Source organism: Ekhidna sp. ABH4_415, assembly GCF_056161305.1.
Window position 1 is genome coordinate 397,688 of the sequence record NZ_JBSWYW010000004.1, and the last position, 20,061, is coordinate 417,748.

Sequence of the window (20,061 nt, forward strand, 5' to 3'; positions counted from 1 at the left end):
TAAATTTGATTGAAACTCAATTCAAAAGTGTTCAAGCTTTCATTTGAAATACCGGCTTCAAAAGAAAAAATAAATCTCAAAGATCCGATCTTCCTGATCGGTTCATGCTTTTCTGATGAGGTTGGAGCAAAGCTGACACAGTCAAAATTTAAGGTGTTATCCAATCCTTTTGGAACCATCTACAATCCCTACTCTATTTTCAAACTCCTAAAGAATGAAGCTGACAAGAGTGATGTTTTAGAAAGTCAGGGAATCCATTATCATTGGGATACGCATGGAACAATATCTGGACTAAGTGAAGAGGAAGCCTCAAAGAGCTTCGAAAATCAAGCGAAAAAAACGCAAGATTTTCTAAAACAGTCGAAATGGCTGATTATTACTTTAGGAACAGCAATCGTTTATGAAGTTGACGACAAGAAGATCGTTGCTAATTGCCACAAGGTTCCTGCAAAGCGTTTTAAAAAGCGATTTCTAACTCAAAAAGAGATTCTCCATCAATTTGAGTCGTTACATGCATACTTGAGAGACATCAACCCGGATCTCAATATCATTTGCACTGTCAGTCCGGTCAGGCACATTAAAGATGGTTTGGTAGAGAACAATAGAAGCAAGGCAATTCTCATAGATTCAATCCATCAAATTGTTGATCAACATAACAATGTCAGCTATTTCCCTTCTTATGAGATCCTTATTGACGAGCTAAGAGATTATCGTTTTTACAATGAGGACATGATCCACCCCTCTGCGCAAGCAAGCAACTACATATGGGAAAAGTTTTGCAAAACGTATTTGGATACCGAGACAACTTCATTCATCAAGGAGTGGAACAGTCTTCAGTCCGCGATTCATCACCGGCCGTTTCAAATCAAATCTAAGAACCACCAGAATTTTTTAAAAAACACCCTCCATAAACTCGAAATGATGAATGAAAAAGTAGATGTCAGTGTTGAAATCAAACAAGTAAAGAGCCAAATTATATGAAGCAATTTTCAATCATCTTCATTTTCATTCTTGGCTGTCAATCCACAAAAAATCGAGAAATGCACGAATACACCAACGATCTCATAAACTCAACCAGCCCCTACCTCCTACAGCATGCTCACAATCCGGTAAATTGGCAGGAATGGGGAAATGAAGCCTTGGAACAAGCCAAAAAAGAAGACAAGCCAATTTTGGTAAGTATCGGTTATTCAAGTTGTCATTGGTGCCATGTGATGGAAAAAGAGTCATTTGAAGATACTGCCGTCGCTCGAATCATGAATGAGCATTTCATCAACATTAAAGTGGACCGTGAAGAACGACCTGATGTAGATCAGGTGTATATGGATGCTGTCCATGCCATGGGCCTACAAGGCGGTTGGCCACTTAATGTCTTCCTCACTCCAGACCAAAAACCTTTTTACGGTGGTACTTATTTTCCGAAGCAAGGATGGATAAACCTACTCACAAGCATCAATGAGGCATTTGAAAAAAATCGAGACAAGATAAATGAGTCAGCAGAGGCGTTTACTCAAAACCTTCAGGCTAAAGAGTCAGAGAAATACAAACTCGAAGGTGACGATCATACACTTTCAAATGAAGAAATCAGTACAGCATTTGACACATTAAAAAAGAAATTTGACAAAGTAGATGGTGGTATAAAAAAATCACCAAAATTTCCCATGCCTTCAGTGTGGCAGTTTCTAGCCACCTACTACCATCTAACAAAAGATGAAGAGGCTTTAAAACACTTTGAATTTACCTTAGAAAAAATCGCAAATGGTGGCATCTACGATCACATAGGTGGTGGGTTTGCCAGATATAGTACGGACGAAGAGTGGCATGTTCCCCACTTCGAAAAAATGCTTTACGACAATGGTCAGCTTTTGAGTCTCTATGCCAATGGATATAAGTTGACAAAGAATCCAAAGTTTAAACAGACAATTGTAGAGACTGTTGAATGGCTAAAACGTGAAATGCTGGATGATTCCGGAGGCTTTTACTCTGCCCTGGATGCGGACAGTGAAGGCGAAGAAGGGAAGTTTTATGTTTGGACTTACGATGAAGTTGTGCAATTAGCAGGATCAGATTCTTCGCTGATCACCGCCTATTACGATGTTCAAGAAAAAGGCAACTGGGAAGGCAAGAATGCCTTACGAGTCGTAAAGGATGAAAAAGAGCTGATGAATGAATTAAATCTCACAGAAGTTCAATTTAACCAAAAGATATCAGCCTTTAAAGAAGCAGCCCTTGACAAACGAGATGAGCGTGTAAGACCGGGGTTGGATCATAAAATCATCGCCGGCTGGAATGGTCTAACGCTCTCGGGTTTGAGTAAAGCGTTTCAGGCACTGCAGGATTCATCGATCCTGGAACTAGCTAATCAAAACGCTACATTCATCAGAAAGCAACTGATCAAAGACGATAAGCTCAATCGCTTCCCGGATAAAAACATGGAAGGATTTATGGAGGACTATGCATCGGTCATACAGTCTTTCATTAAATACTATGAAACAACACTTGACAGAAAATACCTTGAATTAGCTCAAGTTCTCACTCAACGAGTGGAAGAAGCATTTTATGATGAAAGTGAAAATCTGTACTTTTTTACGAGTGATGAAAACACGGAGTTGATCGCGCGAAAAAAAGAGCTTTTTGATAATGTAATTCCATCGTCTAACTCCATCATGGCTTGGAACCTGATACATCTTGGAACACACTTCTATGATGATGAGATGATCAAAAAGGGGAAATCCATTCTTGCTCAGGTGAAAGACCTGATCGTTACCGAACCAGAATATTTGAGTAATTGGGGTATGCTCGGATTGGAGGTTTCAGACAAGTTTGCAGAGGTGATCATTGTTGGCCCGAAAGCAAAAGAATATGTGAATGAGATCAACAAGCAGTTTATCCCAGCAAAGATTATTTCAGGAACTGTTCAGGAATCCGATCAGCCTCCATTCCAACATAAATCAGCTATGAATGGAGAAACTACAATCTATGTCTGCTACAATAAATCATGTAAAAGGCCCACACTAAATGTTAATGAGGCTTTAAATCAACTAAGGAATTAATTCAACCTCAGTTCTGAGCACTACGTAGAAAAAAAATAAATAACATCGATCTTTCTACCCAGAAAGTTTCTTTTAGAAGTAATTTCAATAGTATTGATTAACATATTCTTATTTGTAGTGTTATATCAATTATGGACCTCTAACGAAAATCTGGATGGGAGAATTAAAAATCTTGTTAATTGACGATGATCCATCTATAAATTATTTGAATAAGATTATTATAGAAAGAGCCGACATTCATGCGATTGTATGTGACCGTACGGAGGCTGCTGACGCGCTACTCCAAATCTCTCAAGGTGAAATCACTCCAAATCTGATATTACTTGATTTAAATATGCCAGTAATGAATGGATGGCAATTTTTGGAAAAATATGAACAGCTCCCGAAAAAATCCAGAACCAGTAAGATCATTATTCTGAGCTCAACAATTAACCCTGTGGACAAAGAGAGAGCTTCTGATTCGTCGCTCATCCATGATTTTTTAAGAAAGCCGCTTTCGATCGATGATGTAAAATACATTCGTAAGTCCCTTATCTAAGTAATAATTAAAACTCAAATGAGGGTTATCTTGTAGCGTGAACGCGAGATACATCCTCTTAATTTTTATTTTCTGGTCATCACTCCTGGTCACTAGCCAGGCGCAGTTCTTTCCATCCAAACAGTATATGACCGCAGATGGTATGCCTAGCAATAGCGTTTTTGATATTGCTCAGCATCCTTCAGGAATGATGTGGTTCATTACAAAATCCGGCCCGACCTATTATGATGCAAAAAGCTGGCACGACTTTGCAGATTCACTGAACCTGCCAACTTCCAATAATTCCAAGATTATTTCGAACGATAGCATTATTTGGGTTGCAGGCCTAAACAAGACCCGATTTACTGTACAGTTTTTCAAAGATTCATGGACTGAAATTGAAGTGCCCTACTCCACTGAGCATTTCACCGCTCACATCTCCTTCAATGTATACGGTGTTGATAACGACTATACTATAACACTTGGAGCAGATGATCAACTATTCGTTTATAAAAGCAAGTCAAAGGAGTGGATGAGGAAAAAATTGAGTTTCAATATAAACAACATTCAATCACTCCATGGCCGATGCATCATAGCATCAACTGCTGGATTGTGGCATTTTGATGGCGATAAACTGAGTTTACTGGATTTGCCTTATGAGGAACTTCCAACAAATAACATCCTTACCGTTGCGGATGGCGGTGACAAATTATTGATGTTAGGATTCAATTGGTATGCGGAAGTATTAGATGATAAAATCGAATTTCTAATACGTAATGTCGGGCTGACAAGCTCCTCATTAACGAACCAAAGCAGCCTTGTAATGGATAAAAATGGACAGGTATTTTTCGGGTCCGCCACTCCTGCCAGAATGATTGATCATAAAACTAGTACGTGGCAAAATCTGCTAATAAAAGGTGAAAATGTAAACATTGGAAGCACACGTATTTTTTGTGATACCGAAAATAATCTATGGGTAAGCGATTCAAGAGGACTTTTTAAATTCAATGTTTTACAATTTCGAAACTATAACAAATCATCAGGTCTTGCTGCAGATGAGGTTACAGCAATCACTCAACTACAAAGTGGACCCATTGTGCTTACCAATCCTTTTGACTTTAATGTCTTACATGATGGCCGTATCAGCAACTATAGTTATGAAGTAAAAAAAACCCTTAATTATCGAATTCTAGCCATCGATGAAGACACCATTCAGAATAAGCTCTACATGGCAACCAATGATCAGGGATTACTTGTGTACAACATTGGAGACTACAGCAAGCCTACAAAAGTATTTTCCGGAGATCGATTAAAATTCACTTCAGTAAAAACTTTTCAGGGAACAACCTACATAGCAGGAAATAGTGGCATTTACTATCTAAACAAGGACCGACTTGTAACTTTAAATACTAATTCTTCCATTAGAAACATAAGTACACTCGGTGATAATGTAGCTTTTCTATCACATTCTGAAGGTCTCTTTACATATGATGGATCTACATTCAAAAACTATTCATCTACAAATTTTGATCTCAAAAGCATTTATCAGGCTGTAATCTACGAGGGTGACACATTACTGGCTACTCGGGATGGAATCGGTCAAATCAATCAGGGCAGAATTACTCATTGGGACAAACTAAAAATAAGAACCCCAGTTTATGGCTTACTAGTTGATTCTCAAAATAGACTATGGGTCGGTGGAGATCATGGCGTTTATATGTACAATGGGAATAAGCTTGAATTATTTGGTTTAGATGAAGGATTGTCAGGGAATGAAATCAACAGGAATGCTCTGATTGAAGATAAGGAGGGAAACATTTGGATTGGCACGGAGAAAGGGGTGTCCGTATTCAATGACCAGAATGAGATAGTTCAGAACCTGAATTTAAAGGTTAATATTCAAGGAGTTTGGATTGGTCAAGATTCCACCACTGCATCATTGGGCAATCTTACTTTACCTTATGAGATGAATAGCCTAAGAATAGCCTACCACTGCCTCTCCTATGTTGATGAATCTAAAATAAATTACAGGTATCGCATCAGCCGAACAAGTGAATGGATTGTCACATCTGATGCCACGAGTGATATTGTTTTTAGCAATTTAGAACCAGGTAATTACACCTTTCAGATTCAAGCGAGATATAGAACCGGGGAATGGGGACCAATTATGTATTTTGATTTTAAAATCAACCAGCCTTTTTATAGGAGGTGGTGGTTTAGATTAGGCTTGATTATTATCATTGGGTTTGCTGCAAGAGCAATTTTTCATTTTAGATACTTGTATTTAATCCGGAAACAGAAATTATTAAAAATCGAAGTTTCAAATAGAACAAGGGAAATAACACTGCTTAATGAACAATTGGAGCAAAAAGTAAAAGAGCGTACGATTGAGCTTCAAGAAAAGAATAAACTACTGGAAGAATCTGCATTCGTTAATGCTCATCATCTTAGAGCGCCACTCACTAAAATTATGAGTGCGCTCCAGATAATAGACATGAGCGAGAATCAATTCAAGGATTCCAAAGTCATTGATATTCTAAAAGAATCAGTCAAAGAATTAGATGAGGTCATCCATTCTATAAACGACATACTGAATCAGACAAACAGCAACAACCCGTAACAACCTGTAACATCATTTTGATCAATTTTGAGATGAATCTGTGCTAATAAAACCTGAATATGGTAGCTTCGAATTGCATTGAGTGAAACACCATCATATTGCGAGGTTATACTGCCCTTACCTCTCCACGGCACTTTTACCTACCTGATTCCACCGGAGGACAGAAAGAAAGTGCAGCCCGGTTTTCGGGTGGTTGTTTCTTTCGGGAAAAAGAAAATCTATACTGGGATTGTACTTGAAATGCACAACCGATCCCCTGAAGATTATCGTCCCAAAGAAGTGTTGGAAGTGTTGGATGAGCAACCCATTATTAACCCCATTCAACTCAAGTTTTTTCAATGGATGAGCAGGTACTATATGTGCGCATTGGGCGAAGTAATCAATGCAGCTTTACCTGCAGCACTCAAACTCTCCAGCGAGTCATTTGTAGGAATTAATCCTGAAATCGATCCACATTCAGAAGACCTTGACGATCGGGAATGGGAATTGCTTAGAGTCTTAAAAACAAATGATCTGGCGATGAAAGATGTCAGTCAGGTATTGGGACTGAAGCAACCGCAACGCGTCCTGAAAAAACTTTCAGAAAGAGGCCTTATTGATCTTTTTGAAAAAGTAAAAGACAAATACCAACCAAAGAAGGTCAAGCGCATACGGATTGCAGAAGCATTTATGGAAGAGGGTATGCTGGAAGGCATTATCAATGAGTTGGAAAGCAAACCCAAACAACAGGATGTACTCCTCGCCTATCTGCGGGATGTACCCGTCCTAGACAATCCTTCTTCTAATGAGCATGGGGTTCTGAAATCTCAGCTTCAGGCGGAAGACATCAGTCCGTCCTCCCTCAAAACATTGGTAAAAAATGGAGTGCTTAACGAATGGGAAGAAACCGTTTCCAGGCTCCCTTCCAATCATGCGAAAATTCCTGGTAGTCTCAAACTCAGTCAGCAGCAGGAATCAACCCGGCGAGCCATCATTGAGTCGTTCAAAATCCACAATACCACCTTGCTACACGGAGTGACTGGAAGTGGCAAAACCGAGATATTCATTGAACTGATAAAAGAGCAAATCGATCAGGGCAAGCAGGCCCTTTACCTCTTACCTGAGATTGCGCTGACAACACAAATCATTGCACGTTTACATAAAATATTCGGTGACTCCTTTGGGGTCTATCATTCACGGTATTCGGATAATGAGCGTGTGGAGGTTTGGCAAAAAGTATTGAATAAAGAGTATCAATTTGTTGTTGGTGTCCGAAGTGCGGTCTTCCTCCCCTTTTCAGATCTGGGATTGATCATTGTGGATGAGGAACATGAACCTTCTTATAAACAGTTTGAGCCAGCTCCAAGATACCATGCCAGGGATGCAGCCATCTATCTTTCAACCCTTCATAAGGCTCACACACTTTTAGGCACTGCTACTCCTGCATTGGAGACCTACCAAAATGCACTAGATGGTAAATTTGGAATCGTAGAACTTGATTCCAGATATGGAGAATCCTACCAGCCTAAAATGGAGTTTGCCAACGTAAGCCGAGAAAGAAAACAACGTAAGCTAAAAGGAAACTTCACCTCTGCTCTTGTGGAAGCCATTCAGGAATCATTGGACAAAAAAGAGCAGGTCATTCTTTTCCAAAATCGAAGGGGATATGCCTCTCACATCACTTGTGACAGTTGTGGCACAGTACCAAAATGTCCCAACTGTGCCGTAAGCCTTACTTATCATCAGTACAACAATAAGCTGGTGTGCCACTACTGCGGATACAACCAAAGCATGTATAGCGATTGCCTGAGTTGTGGCAGCAAGGAGCTTCGCAATGTGGGATATGGTACAGAAGAGCTGGAAGAAGAAATCAAACTTCTCTTTCCCCAAGCCATCGTTCAGCGCATGGACCTGGACACTACACGGAGTAAGTATGGTTACCAACGCATCATAGAAGAATTTGAAGAGGGTAACATTGATATTTTGGTGGGTACCCAGATGGTCAGCAAAGGATTGGATTTTGACCGTGTGAACCTGGTGGGCATTTTTGATACGGACCGGATGATCCACTTTCCGGATTTCAGATCGCACGAGCGGGCCTATCACCTCATCACACAGGTGAGTGGTCGTGCAGGTAGAAAATCACGAAACGGGAAAGTGATTGTTCAAACCAATGATCCCGATCAGGAGCTATTGCAACGGGCTCGAAACGATACCTATAAAGCATTTTTTCAATGGGAGATTCTGGAACGTGAACGATTTTACTATCCACCTTTCACTCGCATCATCAATATTACATTCAAGCATAGAGAGAAGCATATTTCATTTCAGGCTGCTTCATATTTCGCCAAAGAAGTGAGAAACCAATTAAGCAATCAACGCATGATTGGTCCGGTGGAGCCGCTCATTGCTAAAATTCGAAACATGTACTTGCATGAAATCACATTGAAAATTGAGAAGCAAGGCATTAACTTGCCGGCTGTTAAGGAATACCTCCGATCTGTGGATCTGATGATGAAGCAGCTGCCGGCGTTTAAGAGTGTTGGCGTGGTATTTGACGTAGACCCGATATAGTGGCGAACCAAGTGAAACAACTACTAAGCATTTTCATTCTATTCCTATTGATTGTCTCCTGCGATCCCTGTGAAGACTGTGACACGGTGAGCTTTGAACCGACAGTTTCATTGATATTCATCAACCAGGACAGTATCAAAAATATAGACGACCGTCTGGCGGTATTTGCTTTTAATGATTCAGCACTCACTGTGCATGTAAACGCATTAGATACTTTGAGAGATCGCTTAGAGGAAGTTCAGATTGGACTAGACACTGGAAATTCCTCCTTGCAAGCGGAAAAAGATGAAATTCTTTCTCTTATTCCTGAACGTCAAACCGATTCTGCTTTCTATGCTACCCTGAATCAGGATGCCGACTCACTATCCGCGGTTTTCAACCAAACAAAATCCAAAATCAATTCCGGATTACTCAAGCTTGATCGGATTAAAATTCTTGGTACAGAAACAGTGTTTACTTATGAAGACAGTGCTGAGGTATGGAGCATCCCCCTCTCCTTCGACGAAACTTTCAATCAATATGAAATAACGATTAAGGGCATATCTGATATTATTGAATTGGATTATGAGACATTCCAGGAAGTGGATGAAAAGAGAAATGTGCTGATCAGAGCAAAAAATATTGAAGTGATTGGTTTTACTAAAAATGATATAGATTCAGTACATACAAACTGTGAAGAAACCTGCCAAGATGGTGAAGCAACGTTTACTATTTATTTCTAGTCTATTTCTCTCCATAAGCTGTTTTGCGCAATTAGAGGAGGCTGATAGCACGGTGTATCGGCGTGCACTTACTCCATCCATCTATCTCGATTATGGAAAGGTGCTTACCATACCATCCAATTTTGAAACGAAATATGAAGGGGGTATTGAGTTACTTTTTTTCGAGAAATTTCCTTTAATCATAGAGGCAGGTCAGGCAATTCTTACTCCGGAGGGAGCCTATTCCAATGGAACCTATGAAAGCGAGGGATTTTATTATCGGGTTGGTGCAGGTTATGTCAGTCAGTTTTTACCTAAAAATAAAATTGGAATTTCATTCCGATATGCATCATCCACCTTTAATGAATCTGGTCGGATTTTTATCGAGAGCCCATCAGGAGCTCAGGATGATTATATTCAGAGTATCAAGCGGGAAGATCTAAATGCCACCTGGTATGAAGTTGTTGTTTATTCTGATCGAAGGCTTTCGGACTTATTTAGCATTGGCCTGAACTTACGACTTAGAGTTCTTGCCAGCTATGATGAACAAGTTCCAGTAGATATTTATGCTATCCCCGGATACGGCAGAGCTTTCGACAAGACAATTCCTGTCGCAAATTTCTTTCTGAAAGTCACGTTTTAACTGCATGTTCAGCGGTTAAAAGTTTTACTTTAGGAATCGCCTTTCGCCTGCTCATTCTGTTTGTCGATAGTGAAGCAACCCTTCCCATTTAAGATGCATCTTAAACTTACAAAACCAAGCACTATGAGCAATATCATTTTGATCTTTCATATTACCGGTGGTTCAATTGGAATCCTTACAGGGTTGAGTGCTTTGTTTCTTCCTAAAGGAAAGGCTCTACACCGAAAAATTGGAAACATATTCTTTGGCTCGATGGTATTGATGGCGGCAACAGGTGCTTACATTGCGCTGGCTCCTCTTGCGATGACCTCATTTATGGCAGGTGCGCTCACATTTTATATGGTGATTACTTCTTGGCTTACGGCCAGAAACACAAGAGGAACAACCGGATGGCCTGAGCACGTGGGAACTCTGTACATAACCTTGCTTGCAATAGTTGGAGTCTGGGCCTGCTGGGAGCTGGCACATGATCGTGGTGCGGTATTCGGAGGTGGAGTGGATGCTGGACTGGATTTCTTTTTATATTTCTATACCGGTATAACTATGCTGGCCTTAATGCTAGATTTATCCGTACTATATCGTGGTGGCATCTATGGTGCACAGCGAATCGCACGTCATCTCTGGCGGATGTGTTTCGCACTATGGGTAGCGACTGGCTCCTTCTTCCTTGGGCAACCTCAGGTATTTCCTCAACCTATCAGAGACATGGTGATACTACGCATCTTACCGTTTCTGCTTGTTACTATCCTGTTGTTCTTTTGGCTGGTACGGGTGTATGTAATACCACGCTATAAGCTGAAACGAACTGTGCCATGAAAGAATAGGAGTTAATCAGAACAACTAATTCCTGATTTTCCGTTAATTTACTTTAAGCCTTTATATCATAGGTACAAGTAAATATTGGATGTCATTTTTTACCTCCACTCGTGAAAAAAAACTCTGGCTATTGTCTTTTGTGGTCTTCGATGCAATCTTCATCTCCTTATTTATCGGCACACCTTTGTTCCACCTGTTTAGAAGTCAGAACATTCAGGCACTCATCTTCGTTAGTGGAATGCTCTTAGTTGGGGCTATGATCATCCTACATGCAAGAAACAGCAAACCAACTACCCTTGAGCTGACTGTGTGGATAGGCATATTCGCTGTGTATCTAATGCTTTTTTTACGTTTAGGCTTACCAGAACGAACTCACCTATTTGAATACAGTGTGCTTGCGATACTCGTTCATAAAGCATTGAATGAACGAGTAAGGAATGGTAAAACGGTACGCTACCCGGCATGGCTGGCAATCGGATTAGCCTTACTCATTGGAGTAATGGATGAATCGATTCAATACTTTTTACCTGACCGGGTATTTGATCCGGTGGATATCTTATTCAACACCCTAGCCATAACCGGGGCGATTGGCACACATGCTTTGCTCTCCTGGTTACAGGATCGAAAGGGTTCTGCTTAGATAAGGTATAAGTGTTTTTTTATCTTGTAACTAATCCTTGCGCTAGTGCGTCAACTCAATCAAGACCAAATAATAAAAACAATAAAACCTAGATCCATGACATACGACCGAAAAGTGATCTTATCCACGCTGTGGATTTTTGTCACTCTCAACTACCTTTATTGTGATGTGATATCATTGATGTCTGCAGAAATGTTAAATGCTTTGCTTAGTGGCGAAGCAGGAGGAATTCCAATGACAGAAACCACACTGCTAGCGGCGGGCGTAATCATGGAGATTTCCATTGCGATGGTATTGCTATCCAGAATCCTAAAATACAAAGCAAATCGTATAGCCAATATAATTGCCGGCTCCCTTAAAACGCTTATCATGATCGGAACCCTGTTTATGGGGGCCAGCTACCATTACTGGTTTTTTGCAACCATCGAGATCGCCACAACGCTATTTATCATATGGTATGCATGGAGCTGGACAAAATCAGCGTCTAATCCATCAGTGATTTCTTAAAAAAATCAATCATCCTTTGCTCCCATTTAGGGTTCATCATAATGATATGATCCATCCCTGGATATTCAACCAGCTTATAGTTAGTATACCCTCTTTCTTTCAGTTTTTCTACCAGATAAAGTGCATCTGCAAAAGGCACATCATCGTCTGCTGTCCCGTGATTAATCATCAGTCGTGCCTTTAGTTTGTCCAGCATGGGTGTCAGCGCCGAAGCGGCATATCGCTTCGGACAGTCTTGTGGAAGACATCCTATATAGGGCTCGATAGCCACTCGAAATTTTGAAGGGTCTATTGCCGCAGCGCTTAAGTATGCAGCTTTATAAATGTCAGGATATTCCAGCACTGCTCGTAAGGCATAATGCCCACCCCAGCTGTGACCTGCAATTCCCAACCTGTCCAAATCCATGTAAGGACGTGCTTCTGCAAGCGTTCGAAGGGCCTTCACATGGTCTGCAAGCTCCACCTGACCAAACTTTCCATAACTGTAATCCTGAAATGCTTTTCCACGATCTGGTGTGCCCCGACCATCTATGATCACAACGATGTGACCCGTATTAGCCAGGTTTTGCAACTCATATTGGCCAGGAAAATAGACATCCCTTCTGATGGCCATCGTATGTGCCGCACCGTAAATCCATTCTACAACAGGGTAACTCTCATCAGGATCAAAGTCTTTGGGTTTAAAGACCATCGCTTCAATCATCGTCTGATTATCAGCAGCTTTGAGTTGAACAAACTCCGGTTTCAGGCCGAGTTCATCCAGTGGTGACATGTCTGCTGACCAGTAAGTCTGTAGCTTCTTTCCTTCGGTATTGTAGATATCCAATGTTGCCGATCGCTCCATGTCATTGCTCCATACCCAAAGGCTATCTTTTGTTGCTGTCAAATACACCTCCAGCATAGTGGGTCCGTCAACGAGCTTTTTAAAAGTTTTTCCATCCAGGGAACATTTATAGAGCTGTTGGTCATACGGGGCGTCTTTATTACCAAGTCCGGCGTAGTACACCCATCCACCAGACTGATCCACTTCAATGAGCTTAATAACTACTCCATTTTGTTCATATTTGGTTAGCTGCCGTATAAGATTGCCATCCGTACCATACAGGTAGAGCTGGTTGTACCCTGTTCGTTCGCTGCTATAGATCACCCGATCGGTGGCATCTAAAAAGTAAAAGACATTAGACCGTCTCAAACGACCCGTATAGCCATTTAGCAAATCGAGCCCGATCAAATAAGTGTCTGACTTTTCTGTCAGCCAAAGGTCGGAGCGACCATCTTCAAGGTGTACGCGCCGCAGTTCCACATTTTTTAAAAACCGATCAGCTACGACCATTCTCACATGTGTACCATCAGGATGCCATGAAAGGGGGTGTACATATGGCCTGTCTGAAGGCTGAAGAACTGTCTTGTAATTACCTGTGGCGACATCCACAAAATAGTATCTGATTTTAGGCAAAGACTCTCCTGCCATACTATAAGGCCACAATACAGTTGAGTCACCTTTACTTAAGGTAATACGCGGCACCTTTCTATCATCTACCTGTTTTACTAATAAAGTCTTTCCATCGGGCGACCAAAGAGCATCTGCGACATCCCAGCGCCATCCAGACTGTGGTGAGGCTATTACAGCATACGACTCTTCTGATTCATTTCTGACATACAATTGTCCCTCAGGAGTATGACCTGCAAACAAACCACCACTCGCATGATGAACCTCTCGAATGGGAGAGATGTGATTAAACAAACCTGGCCCAAGCACTCTCCCTTGTGGTGATTCAGGATTGAGGTGATCAGGAAAAGGAGGCACTAGCGGTTGAATGTATTTGAAAGGTTGTGCGTTGGCATTGAAAAAAAATCCAATGGTAAATAGCAAATACAGAATGCAGGTAGAGGTGATAGAACGCATGATATGTGATAGGTTTAACACGTTAAGATACAGTATCCTTATACATTTTCAATACATCAATAATTGACTCCTGATTATCATCACTATGAAGCATGCTCTCTAGTTTAGTTTTTAATCAGCTTTAAATGTAAATTGACATAGCGGCTTACTGATCGTGTAGATAATACCAGGTATCTGATCTTTAGAATTAATCGATGGAGCAAAGAATTTTAGAATTATTAGGCGATGCGATTCTTGTAGTAGATAAACAAGGAAAAGTAGTTGACATTAATGAAAGTGTTACCAACCTATTTGGTTATTCCAAAAATGAACTTATCGGCAAAAGCTTTGATGTTTTGATGCCTTCCAGGTTTAGAAAAAATCATTCATTTCTTTTTCATGGATATCAAGAGGAACCTGAAACCAGGCCTATGGGCCGAACTCATGAACGCAACTTTATTGCTGTAGATAAAAAGGGTCGTGAATTTTACATTGACATTTCACTCACATTCTACACTTCCTCAGACAGACAAACATTCTACATTGCCGTTATTAGAGATATCTCTCCACTGGTTGATCTGAAGAACAGGCTACAACAGACCAATGAAAACCTGGAGGCGAAGAACAAAGAATTGGAGCAACTTGCTTACATCCTTTCACATGATTTGAAAGCTCCCACCTCTGCAAGTCGACAACTTATCGATCTTATTGAAGAAAATCATGGTGATGAGCTTAGTCAGCAAGTAAAAGAATATTTCCATATGCTGAGAGATCGAAATGTGAAAATGGCTGATTTAATAGATGGAATACTAAGTTATGCCATGGCTGGAAAGGTGATTCAGGATAAAGAGGAGATTAACCTTTCGGATTTGATTCAAGAAGTGGCTGAAAACCTTAACATTCCACAGAGCTTTCAAATCATTAAATATACAGATGGCATTAGTTTCATGGGTCAAAAAACCCAACTTTTTCAGGTGCTGTCCAACCTACTTGGTAACGCTATTAAATACCATGATAAAGCACATGGTACCATTGAAGTCAACGCAATTCAAACATTGGATGAGGTGGAAATTAAAATCAAAGACGATGGCCCAGGCATACCGGAAAAATTCCACAAAACCATTTTTGAAATGTTCGGCACAGCCAATTTAAAGAAGAGGGCTGATAGCACAGGCATTGGACTTGCCATTGTTAAAAAAATCGTTGAGCAAAATAACGGAATGATCAAAATCAACTCTGATGTGAAAGAAGGTACTGAATTTATCTTCACTATTAAGACTAATCTGAAGTGATGACAGATTGATTCTTTTACTTTCTCAGTATATCATTGAATAATACCCTCAGTATAAATCTCACTGATTATAATTAAATTCAGAACAGAAACAACCACCTAACACGATGAAGTTTCGATCACCTTTGGAAGCTTTTCTCTATTGGGAAGAAAAGCACCCCAATCAAATCATGTTTCACCAGCCTCTTTCTGGTGGGAAGGTTAGGATCTACACCCGATCTGAAGCTGGCAATGAAATTCGGCGAGTTGCAGAGGGCCTTCGAGCACTTAACCTGCCGAAAAAAAGTAAAGTAGCCTTACTCTCAAAAAATTGTGCCCATTGGATCATGGCTGATCTGGCCATCATGATGACCGGTCACATTTCGGTCCCGCTCTATCCTACCCTGGATGCAGCCTCAATCACGATGATACTGGAGCATAGTGAAGCAGCAGCCATCTTCCTGGGTAAGCTCGATGATTATGCATCTCAACGATCCGGTGTAATCGATATCCCCAAAATTGGCTTTAACCTCTTTGGCATGGAGGATGGCGTAGCATGGGATGAACTGGTGTCAAAGCATGCGCCCATCTCTTCGCTGGCCGAACAGGATCCTGACCAATTGATTTCAATACTATATACGTCTGGCACCACCGGTATCCCTAAAGGTGTAATGCACTCCGTCAGCAACTTTACATGTGTTGCTAATGCATACCTGGAAGTGCTACCTGCGGTTGACAAGCCTCGATACATCTCTTACCTGCCGCTGGCACATGTCGCCGAAAGGGTAGGCATTGAAATGCAAGGGCTGTTCCGGGGAGTAACATTTTATTTTGCTGAATCCCTCGAGTCATTTGCAAGTGACCTGGCTAACGCTCAACCCAACATGTTTTTTGCCGTCCCACGCATCTGGGCAAAGTTTCAACAGGGCATTCTAGCGAAAATGCCACAAAAGAAACTGGATCGTATGCTCAGCATTCCTATCCTTAGCACCCTGGTCCGAAAGAAGATCCAAAAGAAGCTGGGTCTGTCAAAAGCAGATTACATTGTCTCCGGTGCTGCTCCACTTGCTGTAGAATTAATTAAGTGGTATGAAAAACTTGGAATCAAAATACATCAGGTGTATGGCATGACTGAGGACTGCATTCTCTCACATTATAACCTTCCGAATAGCAGTCGTCTTGGCTCAGTAGGTAAACCTGTAGCCGGGGTAAAAAGTAAGCTGTCATCAGAAGGAGAAATATGCGTCAAGAATGAGGCACTGATGAAAGGGTATTATAAGAACCCCGACATGACTGCTGCCATGTTTGATGAAGAGGGCTTTCTGAAAACAGGCGATATAGGCGAATACGACCATGATGGATTTTTGTACATCACAGGAAGAGTAAAAGATCAGTTTAAAACAGATAAGGGAAAATACATCTCCCCGGCACCCATTGAGCTGGAGCTTACCAAAAACACAGATATCGAGCAGGTTTGTGTGGTAGGTATGGGCATCCCCCAGCCGATTGCCCTGGTGGTTCCTTCTGAATCCGGAAAGAGTAAATCTAAAGAGCAACTAGCTGAGAGTTTAGAATCTTCAATACAACGTGTGAATCCTGACTTGCCTAAGCATGAAAAACTCGCCAAGGCAGTGGTTATGAAGGAAGAGTGGTCTGTAGATAATGGATTGCTCACCCCTACACTAAAGACTAAACGAAATCAGATCGAAAAGATCCACATGCCCATGTACAAAAGCTGGTTCAACACCGAGGATCTCATAATATTTGAATAATAATGAGCTAATAAATCATTGCATGACAAATTTTTATAAACTCATAGCATTCTTCCTCCTTACCTCTTGCTCCGTGCCAGACAAAGACACTGAAGAAGAAAAACTGACACTACAAATCAGAGCGCTAGAGGAGCAATTGATTGAATGTCAGAATGAGAGAGGTCAGGTTATTGATCAAGTGATAGACATGTACCACAAAAGCAACTATGATAGTGTAAAGATTCTATTTAGAGAACTACAAGAACGGTACCCTGAGCTGCATGAGTTAAAAGAAGCGATGGATATCCACTATGAGGTAATACAAAAAGAAACTGGCAGTATTAGTGAAATAACAGCCCGGGAAGAAGCAAAAAAACGTGCAATTAGGAAGCTGAAGGTGCAACGAGAAGGAAACATCCAAATATATACCAATACAGCTTTTAAGCATTTCAATAATCGAAACATGATGTCCGTCTATATCACTCAAAAGGGAGATAGTTCACCAACTTTGATGATTAAACTCTCTTACAGTGGCAATGACTGGATTTACTTCAAGCAAGCCAGGCTCACATATAATGATCAAACCATGGATATTCCATTTGATGCGTTCGAACACAAGGAGACCCAAAAAGATGCTGGTGTCGCTGAGTGGATTGATGCTCCTGTCAATAACAAAATTGTTGCTTTCCTCCGACCCTTTGCAAAATCGGTTAAGGCCAAAATGAAACTTACAGGAAAGTTCACAAAATCAAGATCACTTTCTCCAAAAGAAAGACAGGCGATCATTGAAGTACTGGATGGATACGAAGCACTTATCGCTTCTAAGTAGTCTCGTGTATTCCTTTCGTTATCGCACAATCTGGTCCATTCCAACAGAATGATTTTTAATCAGTTGGCTGATATGAACGAATTAGGCTAAATTTAATAATGACATACACGTCAGATAGTGGTTTATGAGAATTTCAATCACCCTGCTTATCTCACTGATTTTCATAACTTGTGAAACATCCCGGGAAGAAATCGACACCTGGAAAAAAGAAATAAAAGCAACAGAAAAAGCTTTTTGTGAAATGGCGCGAACCCAGGGCATTCCGAATGCTTTCGAATATTACGCTGATGAAGAAGGGGTTATAAAACGTGGAAAAAATGTCATTAAAGGTAAAGAAGCAATTAGGGAATGGTATGAAAATGATACCAGACCCGGGGATACTTTATCTTGGGTTCCAACTTTCGTTGACGTAGCTGCATCCGGTGATCTGGGCTATACATATGGCGACTACTGGTTCACCTATTTGGACAGTTTAGGAAACCAACAAGTAAGTACCGGTATATTCCATACGGTATGGAAGAAACAAACTGATGGAAGCTGGAGATTTGTTTGGGACTAAACCTCAAATTCATAGGAGTTCCCTTCTTTCGGCACTAGACACAATGAACCATCCAGAGAAATAGTAAGTTTTACTCACTAAATCATAAAAATCTCATAACCAATTCTAATGTTAAAATGAAACAAATCGTAGCATTTGCTGGAAGTAGCAGTAAACAGTCTATTAACAAGCAGCTGGCCACCTTCACGGCAAGGTCATTACCAAACGTGGAAGTAGAAGTCCTTGATTTAAATGATTTTGAAGTGCCATTGTTCAGTGTGGATTTAGAGCAGGCTTCAGGCATTCCGGACATGGCTCACGCCTTTAAAAAACACCTTGACAAGGCAGACGCCATCGTGCTATCATTGGCTGAACACAACGGAAGCTTTGCTGCAGCATACAAAAACCTATATGATTGGGTCTCCCGGATAGATAAAAGCGTCTTTCAGCACAAGCCATTGTTTCTACTTGCTACTTCCCCTGGCGGACGAGGTGCTAAAACCGTATTGGAGCATGCAACTGCGATCTACGGACATGCTAACAAAGCACCGCTCGTGACGTTCTCTTTGCCTTCTTTTCATCAAAACTTTGACCCTGAAAAGGGCATCCTTGACGAAGAATTGCGATCCTCTCATGAGAAGCGAATGATGGAGTTTAGTCAGCATCTTTAAGTAAGTAAAAAGGAGTCATAATCAATCGAAATTGAGATAATTACCTGAACTAAGCGTAGCATATAGAGATTGCTAATGTTATGTTCGATCGCCTCAGACAATAGTGCTGCAGTGGGTGAAACTCTGAGGTCCACGAAGGGTGTGGAATTGAGAAAAGGTCGCATAATATTGAGAACGACTAATCTTTACAGGGCTTACCATACCCCGGCCAGATTGCGCAATTGCCGTCACGGTAGCCGCCCACGTACAACCATTTTCCCTGCTCTTTCACTAAAAAATCGCTCCAGCGTGTATGAATTGTGGTTTGATCTCCTTTTAAAACCCTTTCCCCTGAAGGAGCAGTAAATGGATCACCGACCCATTCTACTCTGGCCTCCACGAGGTAGTGCACTGCACAAAATGAATCGCCAAACAGTTCCATATTCTCGAGCGATAATTCAAACCCTACGTAACGCTCATCTTGTTGCCATTCATTGAAAAAAGACTTTAGGTCTTCAACCTCCAAAAGTTCCGCACTACTAAACCCCCACCGCTTCCAATCCGGATGATGCTGATTTATATAACCTTTTACATCTACCTCACTCCAGGCTTTCCAGCGTTTATGCACGGCGGCCCAAACAGAATCCCTTTCATTGTTGATAAGTGAAACTTCCTGTGCTACTGAGAAATAGCATAAAGCAGCGAACAGAGAAGAAAGAAATAAATGCTTAAAATTCATACGGTTAGGTTCATTTATTGAGAGTGTTACTTATCTCACATAAATCTACTCAAACATCCCCGTTTTCCCTGATCTTCTCATCTTCATAGGGGGCCACTATCCTTCGTTCAATCTCTGTTGCACATTGGTTTAGCTCACCGATAAAATTCTTATAGTTGTTGTAAGACGGACTGACGTGACGTTTACAAAAGGCATAGAGCAGGTAATTAAGATCACCATTTGCCACAATGCCTGCTTCGTGCATTTCTTCAACGATTTTATCCAGTTTGGCCCTGACTTCTTGTTTGATATATGGCATTAGATTTATTGATGTTTTGACTAAAATAAAAAAAAGCATGATCTCCCATGC

General features: G+C 41.0%; 18 protein-coding genes. 15 read left to right on the forward strand and 3 right to left on the reverse strand.

The window, feature by feature from the left end:
- Window positions 1-9 precede the first annotated feature (9 nt).
- From ACXAH9_RS09095 to ACXAH9_RS09140, 10 genes are all read left to right on the forward strand, one after another.
- Window positions 10-981 carry a GSCFA domain-containing protein gene (locus tag ACXAH9_RS09095; RefSeq protein ID WP_474894546.1) on the forward strand — a complete coding sequence of 324 codons (972 nt, stop codon included), beginning with the start codon at window positions 10-12 and terminating at the stop codon, window positions 979-981.
- The gene (locus tag ACXAH9_RS09100; RefSeq protein ID WP_474894547.1) at window positions 978-3,053 is read left to right on the forward strand and encodes a thioredoxin domain-containing protein; all 2,076 of its coding nucleotides are present in this window, start codon (window positions 978-980) and stop codon (window positions 3,051-3,053) included. Before ACXAH9_RS09095 ends, ACXAH9_RS09100 begins: the two co-directional genes overlap by 4 nt.
- A 154-nt stretch (window positions 3,054-3,207) precedes the next feature.
- On the forward strand, window positions 3,208-3,591 hold the full coding sequence (locus ACXAH9_RS09105; protein WP_474894548.1) for a response regulator: 384 nt from the start codon (window positions 3,208-3,210) through the stop codon (window positions 3,589-3,591).
- 37 nt (window positions 3,592-3,628) lie between these two features.
- Window positions 3,629-6,190 (forward strand): ligand-binding sensor domain-containing protein, encoded by a 2,562-nt coding sequence (locus tag ACXAH9_RS09110; RefSeq protein WP_474894549.1) that lies wholly within the window; start codon window positions 3,629-3,631, stop codon window positions 6,188-6,190.
- 78 nt (window positions 6,191-6,268) lie between these two features.
- On the forward strand, window positions 6,269-8,743 hold the full coding sequence (gene priA, locus ACXAH9_RS09115; RefSeq protein ID WP_474894550.1) for a replication restart helicase PriA: 2,475 nt from the start codon (window positions 6,269-6,271) through the stop codon (window positions 8,741-8,743).
- An 11-nt stretch (window positions 8,744-8,754) separates the two neighbouring features.
- The gene (locus ACXAH9_RS09120) at window positions 8,755-9,465 is read left to right on the forward strand and encodes a hypothetical protein (RefSeq protein WP_474894551.1); all 711 of its coding nucleotides are present in this window, start codon (window positions 8,755-8,757) and stop codon (window positions 9,463-9,465) included.
- Complete coding sequence (locus ACXAH9_RS09125) at window positions 9,416-10,087, forward strand: DUF6048 family protein (RefSeq protein ID WP_474894552.1); 672 nt, start codon at window positions 9,416-9,418, stop codon at window positions 10,085-10,087. The genes ACXAH9_RS09120 and ACXAH9_RS09125 overlap by 50 nt, the downstream gene beginning before the upstream one ends.
- A 123-nt stretch (window positions 10,088-10,210) precedes the next feature.
- Entirely contained in the window at window positions 10,211-10,903 is a 693-nt protein-coding gene (locus tag ACXAH9_RS09130; RefSeq protein ID WP_474894553.1) for a hypothetical protein, read from the forward strand.
- A gap of 88 nt (window positions 10,904-10,991) precedes the next feature.
- The gene (locus ACXAH9_RS09135; RefSeq protein WP_474894554.1) at window positions 10,992-11,543 is read left to right on the forward strand and encodes a VanZ family protein; all 552 of its coding nucleotides are present in this window, start codon (window positions 10,992-10,994) and stop codon (window positions 11,541-11,543) included.
- A 96-nt stretch (window positions 11,544-11,639) separates the two neighbouring features.
- Window positions 11,640-12,050 carry a DUF6326 family protein gene (locus ACXAH9_RS09140; protein WP_474894555.1) on the forward strand — a complete coding sequence of 137 codons (411 nt, stop codon included), beginning with the start codon at window positions 11,640-11,642 and terminating at the stop codon, window positions 12,048-12,050.
- Here the strand turns inward: ACXAH9_RS09140 and ACXAH9_RS09145 are convergent.
- Window positions 12,028-13,956 (reverse strand): S9 family peptidase, encoded by a 1,929-nt coding sequence (locus tag ACXAH9_RS09145; protein ID WP_474894556.1) that lies wholly within the window; start codon window positions 13,954-13,956, stop codon window positions 12,028-12,030. The two genes, ACXAH9_RS09140 and ACXAH9_RS09145, sit on opposite strands and share 23 nt — an antisense overlap.
- Window positions 13,957-14,150: 194 nt before the next feature.
- On the opposite strand from ACXAH9_RS09145, the gene ACXAH9_RS09150 reads away from it, so the two are divergent.
- The 5 genes from ACXAH9_RS09150 to ACXAH9_RS09170 all read left to right on the forward strand — a co-directional run bounded on the left by ACXAH9_RS09150 (window position 14,151) and on the right by ACXAH9_RS09170 (window position 18,994).
- Window positions 14,151-15,227, forward strand: coding sequence for a sensor histidine kinase (locus tag ACXAH9_RS09150; RefSeq protein ID WP_474894557.1), 1,077 nt, complete (start codon window positions 14,151-14,153; stop codon window positions 15,225-15,227).
- Window positions 15,228-15,333: 106 nt separating this feature from the next.
- A complete protein-coding gene (locus ACXAH9_RS09155; protein ID WP_474894558.1) occupies window positions 15,334-16,977 on the forward strand; it encodes an AMP-binding protein in 1,644 nt (547 codons plus the stop codon).
- 22 nt (window positions 16,978-16,999) lie between these two features.
- The gene (locus ACXAH9_RS09160; protein WP_474894559.1) at window positions 17,000-17,785 is read left to right on the forward strand and encodes a hypothetical protein; all 786 of its coding nucleotides are present in this window, start codon (window positions 17,000-17,002) and stop codon (window positions 17,783-17,785) included.
- 124 nt (window positions 17,786-17,909) lie between these two features.
- Window positions 17,910-18,344 carry a YybH family protein gene (locus tag ACXAH9_RS09165; protein WP_474894560.1) on the forward strand — a complete coding sequence of 145 codons (435 nt, stop codon included), beginning with the start codon at window positions 17,910-17,912 and terminating at the stop codon, window positions 18,342-18,344.
- A 116-nt stretch (window positions 18,345-18,460) separates the two neighbouring features.
- Window positions 18,461-18,994: an NADPH-dependent FMN reductase gene (locus ACXAH9_RS09170; protein WP_474894561.1), complete on the forward strand. Its 534-nt coding sequence runs from the start codon at window positions 18,461-18,463 to the stop codon at window positions 18,992-18,994.
- Between the two features lie 178 nt (window positions 18,995-19,172).
- On the opposite strand, the gene ACXAH9_RS09175 is transcribed toward ACXAH9_RS09170, so the two are convergent.
- Together ACXAH9_RS09175 and ACXAH9_RS09180 are read right to left on the reverse strand one after the other, a co-directional pair.
- The gene (locus ACXAH9_RS09175) at window positions 19,173-19,712 is read right to left on the reverse strand and encodes a hypothetical protein (protein WP_474894562.1); all 540 of its coding nucleotides are present in this window, start codon (window positions 19,710-19,712) and stop codon (window positions 19,173-19,175) included.
- 49 nt (window positions 19,713-19,761) lie between these two features.
- Window positions 19,762-20,010 (reverse strand): DUF6899 family protein, encoded by a 249-nt coding sequence (locus tag ACXAH9_RS09180; protein ID WP_474894563.1) that lies wholly within the window; start codon window positions 20,008-20,010, stop codon window positions 19,762-19,764.
- Window positions 20,011-20,061 lie beyond the last annotated feature (51 nt).

Coding starts and splice junctions, on each gene's coding strand:
- ACXAH9_RS09100 (WP_474894547.1), top strand. CDS start 978: ATGAAGCAATTTTCAATCATCTTCATTTTCATTCTTGGCTGTCAATCC.
- ACXAH9_RS09150 (WP_474894557.1), top strand. CDS start 14,151: ATGGAGCAAAGAATTTTAGAATTATTAGGCGATGCGATTCTTGTAGTA.
- ACXAH9_RS09145 (WP_474894556.1), bottom strand. CDS start 13,956: ATGCGTTCTATCACCTCTACCTGCATTCTGTATTTGCTATTTACCATT.
- ACXAH9_RS09140 (WP_474894555.1), top strand. CDS start 11,640: ATGACATACGACCGAAAAGTGATCTTATCCACGCTGTGGATTTTTGTC.
- ACXAH9_RS09170 (WP_474894561.1), top strand. CDS start 18,461: ATGAAACAAATCGTAGCATTTGCTGGAAGTAGCAGTAAACAGTCTATT.
- ACXAH9_RS09180 (WP_474894563.1), bottom strand. CDS start 20,010: ATGCCATATATCAAACAAGAAGTCAGGGCCAAACTGGATAAAATCGTT.
- ACXAH9_RS09135 (WP_474894554.1), top strand. CDS start 10,992: ATGTCATTTTTTACCTCCACTCGTGAAAAAAAACTCTGGCTATTGTCT.
- ACXAH9_RS09155 (WP_474894558.1), top strand. CDS start 15,334: ATGAAGTTTCGATCACCTTTGGAAGCTTTTCTCTATTGGGAAGAAAAG.
- ACXAH9_RS09130 (WP_474894553.1), top strand. CDS start 10,211: ATGAGCAATATCATTTTGATCTTTCATATTACCGGTGGTTCAATTGGA.
- ACXAH9_RS09175 (WP_474894562.1), bottom strand. CDS start 19,712: ATGAATTTTAAGCATTTATTTCTTTCTTCTCTGTTCGCTGCTTTATGC.
- ACXAH9_RS09105 (WP_474894548.1), top strand. CDS start 3,208: ATGGGAGAATTAAAAATCTTGTTAATTGACGATGATCCATCTATAAAT.
- ACXAH9_RS09160 (WP_474894559.1), top strand. CDS start 17,000: ATGACAAATTTTTATAAACTCATAGCATTCTTCCTCCTTACCTCTTGC.
- ACXAH9_RS09165 (WP_474894560.1), top strand. CDS start 17,910: ATGAGAATTTCAATCACCCTGCTTATCTCACTGATTTTCATAACTTGT.